8 protein-coding genes are annotated in these 9,977 nt (G+C 39.6%); 7 read left to right on the forward strand and 1 reads right to left on the reverse strand.

The window, feature by feature from the left end:
- Positions 1-637: 637 nt before the first annotated feature.
- On the reverse strand, positions 638-2,215 hold the full coding sequence (locus tag EAE90_RS18110) for a phosphoethanolamine transferase (protein ID WP_214054650.1): 1,578 nt from the start codon (positions 2,213-2,215) through the stop codon (positions 638-640).
- A gap of 673 nt (positions 2,216-2,888) precedes the next feature.
- On the opposite strand from EAE90_RS18110, the gene EAE90_RS18115 reads away from it, so the two are divergent.
- The 7 genes from EAE90_RS18115 to EAE90_RS18145 form a co-directional block, all read left to right on the forward strand.
- Entirely contained in the window at positions 2,889-3,503 is a 615-nt protein-coding gene (locus EAE90_RS18115; RefSeq protein ID WP_214054651.1) for a plasmid pRiA4b ORF-3 family protein, read from the forward strand.
- 768 nt (positions 3,504-4,271) lie between these two features.
- Positions 4,272-4,547, forward strand: a complete 276-nt coding sequence (locus EAE90_RS18120) for a PAAR domain-containing protein (protein ID WP_036782726.1) — start codon at positions 4,272-4,274, stop codon at positions 4,545-4,547.
- Between the two features lie 11 nt (positions 4,548-4,558).
- Positions 4,559-6,316: a type VI secretion system baseplate subunit TssF gene (locus EAE90_RS18125; RefSeq protein ID WP_214054652.1), complete on the forward strand. Its 1,758-nt coding sequence runs from the start codon at positions 4,559-4,561 to the stop codon at positions 6,314-6,316.
- 25 nt (positions 6,317-6,341) lie between these two features.
- The gene (locus tag EAE90_RS18130; RefSeq protein ID WP_214054653.1) at positions 6,342-8,228 is read left to right on the forward strand and encodes a lipase family protein; all 1,887 of its coding nucleotides are present in this window, start codon (positions 6,342-6,344) and stop codon (positions 8,226-8,228) included.
- Positions 8,225-8,971, forward strand: coding sequence for a hypothetical protein (locus tag EAE90_RS18135; RefSeq protein ID WP_214054654.1), 747 nt, complete (start codon positions 8,225-8,227; stop codon positions 8,969-8,971). Before EAE90_RS18130 ends, EAE90_RS18135 begins: the two co-directional genes overlap by 4 nt.
- Before the next feature lie 27 nt (positions 8,972-8,998).
- Complete coding sequence (locus EAE90_RS18140) at positions 8,999-9,730, forward strand: hypothetical protein (protein ID WP_214054655.1); 732 nt, start codon at positions 8,999-9,001, stop codon at positions 9,728-9,730.
- A gap of 60 nt (positions 9,731-9,790) precedes the next feature.
- On the forward strand, positions 9,791-9,977 hold a 187-nt coding region (locus tag EAE90_RS18145), incomplete at its 3' end, for a hypothetical protein (RefSeq protein ID WP_214053077.1).

Genomic DNA, 9,977 nt, shown 5'->3' on the forward strand with positions numbered 1-9,977 from the left:
AAGTTTCACTAAGAGTCCTCTATCATTCTAATAATTAACTACTAAACCTGAAATAACTACTGGTATAAATCACAGTTTAGATAAGAAATTTACTTATATATTTATCAGAAATCTTTTTAGATACAGCCAAATCCCACCGATAATTTATTGTTTTAAAAAAAATTCATCTCAAATTAATATCATAACGATATTAGTTCATAAACAGATTAGTATTCTTTTAAGATATAGCTATTGGTGATATTTAACTTGATCTCAACGAGATTGATCTTATCGATATTTTTATATTAACAAACTCTACATTATGATATCCCTTATATTCTACTTATGTATAACAGTAAATTATCATTTATTTTACCGACCCAAAAGTTTTACGTCATAATATATTCAGATCTTCATTATCAATATTCTGAATTATTCGCATAGCATTTAATAAATATTCATTTATCATACACCTCGCCATATAAAACTGAAGCAAGCTATCTCATTGGAATCAGCCTAAGAATAACAAGATAACGATAACACCAAACACAACAATATATGTCATTAGCACTTAACTAAGATGTGAACGATTGCAAAAGGGATTTCCTCTTTGAGGAAATCCCTTATTTTCATTCAATTTTACTCAATGAGTCAATTATTAATTGATATTCTTCGACAAGAGTTGTGTATCGGGAAGATCTTCATTTAATTCGTCATAATCTTTAACTTCATTTTTAAAGGTGACAATATTATTTTGTCCATTGCATTGACTATTAGACATCATATGACAGTCATCGGGAATATTCTTTTCTCTTATTCCAAGCCATTCAGAAAATAGAGTCAGAAAATGCAATCCACTTCTTTGTGCTGTTATCTGCTCACGATAAGAGTAATCACTGCCGGTAATAAAAAACGGCACCTGAAAACTCTGTTTATTTTCATCATCATGTGTCAAGTTTTCCTGATCGGTTCCTTTATCAACATAAGAAAGCCCATGATCCGCAAAATAAAGCATCGTCCATTTTAAATGATGATGATTAGCCTCAGACGCAATGTCAGAAAGCAGCTCATCTGTATTAGATATACTTTTGACATAACAAGAAATTTCTTCCGATTGTAAGAACAGATCATATTTTCCATTCGTTCTGACGCACGCCTGTGGGTGAGATCCCATCAGGTGAATAACAATCAGTTTCTTCTTCTTTTCTGGTATTAATGCCTCTTTAACGTAAGGCATCAATTTATCATCAGGCAAATAACGCCGGTCATCAGAATTTCCACTTTTCAGGAAGTGGACGCTATCCGCCTGTTGCCCAATCAACGCCACCGGAGAATCAAAAGCACTCTTCATTCCCTGATTAGATATCCAATAGGTATAAAACCCGGCTTTTTTCGCCAATGTTATAACACTATCATTCAAATTGATCGCATTCTCACCTTTCAGAGCCAGTGAGTTAGTCAAAGATAACTGTGTCGATGCCGCCGATGAGATGTAATTTGTAAATATCTTACCATTCGCCTTGTCCAGCCACGGTGTATTGTTATAAGGAAAACCATACGCATTCATAAAGTCCTTTCGAACACTTTCACCAATAACCATGATATAGGTTTCATATTTATCCTCTTTTATCACCGGCTGCCAAGAGTCTTTCTGTTTTATTATTTCAGCGAACCTAATTCTTTCTGAATTAACTTCTTTATAGCTCTCAACGACATCACTAAAAAATCTCACTTCGGGTAATCCCGAGGCCAATAGATTAAAATCAGGATTGAAACCGGAATTTATATATCCTTTTACCGATGACCAGAAAGCTGAAAACACAAAAAACAGTGATAAAAATATTATACTCTTTCTCTTCAGCACCACTCTTACCTTAAAAGATAAAATCATTAATATGATCATAGCCGACACTACTAAATAGGTAAAAATAGGCAGCCCGCTGATAAACTCTAAAGCTTCATTTTTATTCGTGTAAATTAAAGATCCCACTGAATTGATATCGGGAAAACCATAATTCAATCCTACAGGAGAATAGATCACACTTATTAATCCAATCATGAATACAAAAATATAATATATATATTTGTTAAAATTAGATAATAATATCAGAATTGAAAAAGCGCTAAATACATATATAAACTTTAGCTGATATCCAAGGCTTAAATGGGCCAATGAAATAAAACCAAATAAGCATATCAAAGTGAAATTTTCTTGGATTTTTTTACTCAACAGCATACTCACTCATTTCCTTCAATCTATGCAATAAAACACCAATAATTCATAACCTTTTCTTATTAATAAGAGTGGTTTTACAATAAGAAAATCCGTGGTTAATCAACTACTATCCGTGATACAACTTCAAACAGCGCCACGCAGATTGCTACACTGAACCATCACACTAACGCATAAAAAAACACCTTACTCATGTATCTGTAATTTAGTTAAGGATTTGCTAAGCCAGAACAGTTATTAATCTTCCATATTTGATTAACAGCATGTAAATAATATGCGTTTTTTTTGTTAATAGCAAAACTTCTGAATATATCGCTCCTGCTCGTGATTTTAAACTATACTTAGTAAGTAACTTATGCATGAAGACATATATCCGAGAGCAACGATAACTAACTGAAAAATAGTTAAAATATCCACCTTAAGCACTGTGTATCTTAAAGAAACCTTATCCTCTCAATCGATATTCAGTAAAGAGAAAGCGAGTCAGGTCAGGTTATCCGTTGTTAAAAGCTATTATGAACATTAGCCACTGAAATTGACGACATAACCCAAGCTTTTCATACACCAGCTAAACATGTTGGCATTCCAGTAAATCCAGCCAGGAAAATTCAATAAAATATTGACAATAGATGGCACACATGGAAAGAATCATCTCGAAACCATTAGGAGATTAGTGATGAATGAAAAATTCTATCAATTAAAAATAACACTTACAGACTCAAAACCCGCTATTTGGCGGCAATTTGTTGTTCCTGCCTCTATTTCATTTGACAGGCTGCATGACGTGATACAGATCGTTATGGGATGGCAGGATAGTCATCTACATGAATTTCGTATTGGCAAATTGCGATTAACAGAAATGCCAGAAAGCTCATCTGATAGCAAGGAAGAAGATTTATACCGCCTGTCTGATTTGATTAAACAACAAGGGCGATCTTTTACTTATCTTTATGATTTTGGCGATGAATGGGAACACGAAATTACCTTAGAAAACAGTCATTATCCTGCCAATAACCTTCCACTTCCTTTTTATTGTCTGGATGGCGCTCGCGCCTGCCCCTTGGAAGATACCGGCGGGATTGACAGTTATGAAAATTTAATCGCAATACTGAATGATCCTGACCATGAGGAATATGTAGATACACGACAATGGGTAAGTGAATTACTTGATCTGGATGAAGATGAAGATTTCGACTTCGAACAATTTCCCATTAACAATATTAATGCCTTTCTAGCGCTCTATTATCGCTGGTCACGAGATCGTTACCATCTCTTGTGGGATTGGGAATGAATTTAACAATAGGACAAATCTATCATCATTGGGAAAAGTTTCAGATGGGTCACTATGACGAACATCGGGGCTTAATTTGAATTAATTTTTCCCATGAAATTAGATGATACTTAACTCAGTATCGAGTGCAGTTTCTGCGGTGTTTTCAGATTAGCCCTATCAAGCTGCACTGATATTTAATATCATTATCATCACTCATTTGATATTAAACATAGCAACTATCACGTCAGGCATTACTATTCTGGCCATTCCTATCAATCAATAGGAAATATAAACCGCATGCAAAGACGAAGTATGCATATAAGATTCTCTCCTTTCTCACCATTCCTTTCCGGCCTCATTAACAAAGTTATTAAAACAACGACTAAATAGATGACGCCATTAATCATCATAACAGATTGTAATAAAAATATTTTTTAACTAAAGATTAATATAGCGAATTCGAAATAACCTGATATGTCTTGATTCCATATATAATTTGTAACACTTTCTTACAAATTTATATTTTTGTAAATTTGAAAAAAACGCTTGCTATCTGATGAATGATTAATTATTAATTAAGCTTCATCATATGAACTACATTTAAAAAAATTACCCCCCTGTTCCCCTTATTCTTGGGGATTAACTGATTGGGATTGACCTCCGTCTTCCTATCATTCAACTCGCCATTATTCACGCGATAAGCGCTGCGTTTATCGGTGATGATGGGATTTTTACGACGTTATTTCTTTGACAAAAGAATTAATGATTTCAACGTCTGGACAAAATATGACGCTAAAAAATGTAATACGACAAGGCGACAGAACCTCTCACGGCGGTTCTGTCTTAGCCGGTGATGACAGTTTTAAGGTCTTGGGTAAAGGCGTAGCGCGGATTAACGATCCCGTGTCGTGTCCAAAGTGTGGCGGGCATCAAACCATTGCTGAGGGAACGCCAACCGCAGTCGGAACCAATAAACAAAAACTGGCTCTGGCAGGTATGAAAACTTCCTGTGGCGCCACGCTGATCGCCTCACAAACCTCTTTCCAGATAAAAACCTTATAGGACAATGTGTTATGAATAAAAAAGAGTCTCTATTCCTACAAGAATTGCAGTATATACGGCAATTAGCGCAGGAAGCCGCAAAAAAAAATCCGCACCTGGCAAATTTTTTAGCTGAAGGCGCTAGTGATCCGGATATTGAGCGAGTGATGCAGAGCTTTGCGCTGTTATTCTCCCGTCTTCGCGAAAAGATTGAGGATGAGTTTCCCGAACTCACATCAGGGATGCTGGCTCATATTTGGCCATATGCCATGTGCCCGGTCCCTCCCACGAGCATCGTTCAATTTTCACCCAAAGGGACTCATCACCTGAGCGCGATGACGCTACCAGAAGGGGCGCCGGTTTTTGCCGGAGAAGGAGAAGAAGAAGTCAGTTTTGAAACCTGCTGCCCTCTGCATATCGAACCACTAGCGGTGATTGACCGACAACTGAACGCAACCCCAGAGTACAGTGAGATAACGCTAACACTGCAATGTTCGGAGAATACCTCAGAGTGGCGCAGCCAACCGCTACATTTCTTTCTGGGCAGCGATCGTCTGCAAGCCGCTGAATTAGCCTTATGGCTTGACTTTAATCTGTGTGATGTCTTTTTGCGAACACAGGACAAAACCATCACGCTTGATGACAGTTACCCAGTCCCGGCATTGTGGGGAACCGCACGGCAGGTTGCCATCCTGCCGGTGATGAAAACCTCGCCATACTCTATCTTGCAACTGATGACTGAGTACTATTACCTGCCCCATGTACATGATTTTGTGGTGATTGATATCAAGAAAGATCGTCGATTGGTGGAATTGAACGCCGATCGGACATTCGAGCTGATTTTTCGGTTTGATGGTCATCTGATGCTAAACGATATTTCCCAAACCTTTCTGTTGGATTGCGTGCCGGTAAGACATCTGGAGCCGATGAGTGCGAAGATCTCGGTAAACAGTGAAGCCAACCATTATCAAATCCCATTGGATTCGACTAAGCAACTGTTCAAGCTGAACCACCTTTACACATCAACTGAACCAGAGCAGGAACGTGGGCAACCATACCGCTATCTGCCGATTGAGAAATTCTCCCAAACCGCTCGTTTTCTGCCGGATGCTGAGTTTCTTTACTATTATCAATTGAGGACAGAATGCGATATGTCGCAGCGTACCCTGCAACATCTTCACTTCTTTGACTGTAACGGCCAACCAGCGGATAACCTGCCGCCACAAACCATTTTTTGTCAATTTACCGGTTATCAGACACAGGCCTCTAACTTGGGTATCGGAGAGATTAATCTACCGGGAGAATATGCCTCGGGGCTGAAAGTGAGCAATATCACCCCAGTTTCTTCTGCTTGCCACTCAACAATGACGGAGGATCAGATAGGTAGATCGGCCTGGTCAATCATCTCTTTCTTTTCCGTATCACCCTGGATGGCTTTTCAAACCCACTCGTTAAAAGAGCTGATCAAGCTATTCGATTTCTCCCCCGATCAGTCATTAAGCAAACGTATCCAGGAACATATCGACGGTATCGTTCAACTGGATAACATTCCAACAGATCGCTTCGATAAAGGGGTTCCAGTGCGGGGCCATCAACTCGTTCTGACATTGAACCCGGATTGTTATGCCAATCAGGGGGAGATGCATCAGTTCAGTCTGGTGGTGTCACGCCTGATGAGGCTTTTCATCAGCATGCGCACTTTTGTGATGATGAAGGTTATTGATGGTCAGACGGGAGAAATCCTGTGGGATTTTCAACACATGATGTTCGGGTTACGCCCTGATATGTAATGTTAATCATAAGGAAATAGTATCAATGAGCAAATTAAGCCCACTCGATTGTCTTGACTGTAAAAGTATGCTGAAAAACTGGATAGAATTTCAGTTGGTGGATGAACAGGGGAAACCCTTGGTTAATATGCCTTATCGTTTGAAAATCCGTGGAAATCCTTTGTTGGGACGTAAAGGAGTTACCGATGGCAATGGATTGCTAAGGGAAGAAGATATGCCTCCCCATCCGGTAACTCTGTATATCGGCGCCCAACCACTGGCCGATGAGATGGAACAGCGCCCGTTGCGGGAAAAACGGGGAGAGGAATTTTCAGTGGTGAAACCAAAAGCAGAAGCCGAAGGCTATCAATATCGCTATGTGACTATCGGGCAGATTAGTGATGGATTGCCGGTGATTCAAGGGTGGGACCCCAAAGATATCCCACCTCCCTATCATTTCCCGGACCCGGAACCAAAAGGCTATCAGGTCCATCCGGTGAATCAACGGTATGTCTTGGAAGTATGTCCATTTCGGGCATGGGTTTTGCTGCTACACCACCAAAAAGAGTATTCCATTGTGAATGCTTATAACCAGTGTTTGATGAGTGTGCTGGCCTACTCAGATGAAGATGTTAATGTAGCAGGTTCTGTTAAACACTTTTTTAACCGGCAAATGGTAGATGTTTCAAAATTGCCCTATAAATTGGAGACATTATCGGCAACACCTGTAGTTTACGATGTGCCGTTTAGTGAACGTTATACCCGGGTGGAGTTTATTGACTCATCAAATATTGACTGGGTAGGAGGTGATACCCAACTGTTTTATGTGGCAAGTAAAAACGATGTGATTGTCAGTTGGCGAGGGACAGCCAGCAAGGAGGATATCCTGACAGATGCTACGTACCAACCTTTGGGGTTAGATTGCGATAAAAAAGCATTGTGCAATGAGTTTATTCACAATGGCAAAGTGCATAAAGGATTTTGGGAGGCATTTAATCTAGTTAGCAAGTTAAGAGTTCCCAGTGATACAGCTCAAGAAGTCTTTAGCGATATCACTGATTTGGCTAATAGCAGAAGGTTATTTGTTTGCGGCCATAGCTTGGGGGGTGCACTAGCATTGCTGCACTGCGCGCAATTAAAAGAACATAATCCGTGTTTTTACAGCTACGGAATGCCACGGGTATTAACAGTTAGTGCAATACGGGAACTGACGGATATCACCCATTACCGCCACGTGAATGAAGATGATCCTATTCCTTCTTTACCACCGGAAAAAAATTTGGATAACTGGCTATATGATTGTTGGGGACCGCTCGGTTATCTATTCAGCCCTGTTGAATTGCTGGATTTTACCAAAAGCGGTGAAATTTTCCTGCATCACGGAAAAATAGTGCACTTTTGTAAAATCAATCTGGTTATTGAATGGTTGGAAGAGCGTAACCCAAGCAACCATATACGGCTCAGAACCACCTTACCCACCAAAACAAAATTGTATTTAATTCCGTCATTAAACCGTGAAACAGAAAATAACCTAAAGGATGCAGGTGAGATTCAAAAAGGATTTTTTAAACAGATAAGCGATTCTGATAAGGCCAAATGGTTTCCATTGAACGAGAATCCGACCGAAAAGGATGCCTTGGGTTTTCCTGATCACAGTTCATTGAAATACGCCCGTTACATTGGTGCACGACTGGCAGAGTTAATTGCGCCGGGTAAATACCATTTTTTCCGAGATCAAGAGCAGTTATTTGAAAAAACGCTGAATGAGAGGCCCGATATTGTTGCAGATATTCGGCAGCGCGATGCACTATTTTTACAGATGGACCATCACTTAAAGCAAGCGTTGATTTGCACCCAACAGGATCAAAAAGGACCGTTAGCCTTAACACGCTATATAGATAATACTGTAGGAATTGAGGAAAACTTACCATGATAAATATTAAACAATACTTATCGATCTTATCAGTGATTTTAATATCAGGCTGTGCTGACCCTAATGAGCCGCTTTCTCCGCCCAAAGAGAATCAGTGGATCACTGTGGAAGGAGTAGCACCGAAATATACCGAACCACATGTGTCCGCTGTGTATAAATCAAAAGATTGCCTTAAATATCGTCTGGATTCCAATATGTCGCCTTTTAAGGTACCGACTTATAACGGATTACGTTTGGAAGATGTAAAGGCTGATCCGCAAACCGGTTACTTTCAGGCGAAATTACCTTTTAATGGCGGCGGCCGATGTAAGTGGAAGATTGATCGGGCTTTTGTGTCGGTGAGTTATACCGATGTCCACCATCTAGTGAAAGATGCTATTCCATATTCGGCAACCGGTTTAATCGCATTTATCAATGATGCAGTCCAGACGAATATTAGCGAAATGCCCGCATCGAATACGATTGATTTTAGCCCGGTTATTTACCCTGTTTTGAAAGTAGTTGAAGGTCGCCCAAACAGGATATTCTTACAAGGTGAAGTATTAAAAATGCGCCCTTTTCGACTTATGTTAACTCCAGGAGCTAAATGGAAAATTATCTTTAAGCCTAAGCTGGATGAAACCAAGATGCCAAAAATCACGGTAACTAAAGGGAGAGGCGAATGGGTTGAATATCCCAACGGCAAGATTGATAACGGCTCTCAAGAAGTCGATTTTCGGTTCATGTACATGAATATGAAATAACGCTGTAGGAATTGAGGAACAGTTACCATGATAAATATCAAGCAATACTTATCGATCTTATCAGTGATTTTAATATCAGGCTGTGCTGATCCAAATGAGCCGCTTTCTCCGCCCAAAGAGAATCAGTGGATCACCGTAGAAGGGGTAGCACCTAAATATACCGAACCACATGTGTCCGCAGAGTATATCTCAAAAGATTGCCTTGAATATCAGCTACATGCTGACATGTCACCTTATAAAGTGCCAACCTATAATGGGCTTCGCCTGAAAGTGAAGGCCGATCCTCAAACCGGTTACTTTCAGGCAAAACTGCCTTTTAATGGCGGTGGCCGATGTAAATGGAAAATTAACCGGGCCTTTGTATCGGTGAGTTATACCGATGTCCACCATCTGGTGAAAGATGCTATTCCGTATTCAGCAACCGGTTTAATCGCATTTATCAATGATGCTGCCCGGACAAATATTAGCGAAATCCCCGCATCGAATACGATTGATTTTAACCCGGTTATTTACCCTATTTTGAAAGTAGTTGAAGATCGACCGAACAGAATATTCTTACAGGGTGAAGTTGGTATGTACCCATTTAGGTTGAAGTTAACACCGGGAGCCAAATGGAAAATTATTTTTAAACCTAAGCTGGATGAAACCAAAATGCCGAAAATCACAGTAACTAATGATAAAGGCGGAGAATGGGTTGAATATCCTAATGGAAGAATTGACCTCCATCGCCAAACGATAGACTACTGGAAAATAAAATAACACCACCAAGGCCATATTATTAATTTACTTAAACATCAACAGCAGAAATAAGGAGTCCACATGAACGATGGATTACACTTTCTTTGTCATATTACCGATTTGCCGGAGAAAACTTTTGCAGTAGCTGAATTTTCTTTGCAGGAGGAATTATCCGAACTCTTTACCCTATCTTTAATGCTGGTCAGTAAACGGGCCGATATTGATCTGGAATCACTGTTATTACAGTCTGTGAAATTCCGGGTGGTTT

The organism is Photorhabdus caribbeanensis (assembly GCF_018448885.1).
GTDB lineage: Bacteria > Pseudomonadota > Gammaproteobacteria > Enterobacterales > Enterobacteriaceae > Photorhabdus > Photorhabdus caribbeanensis.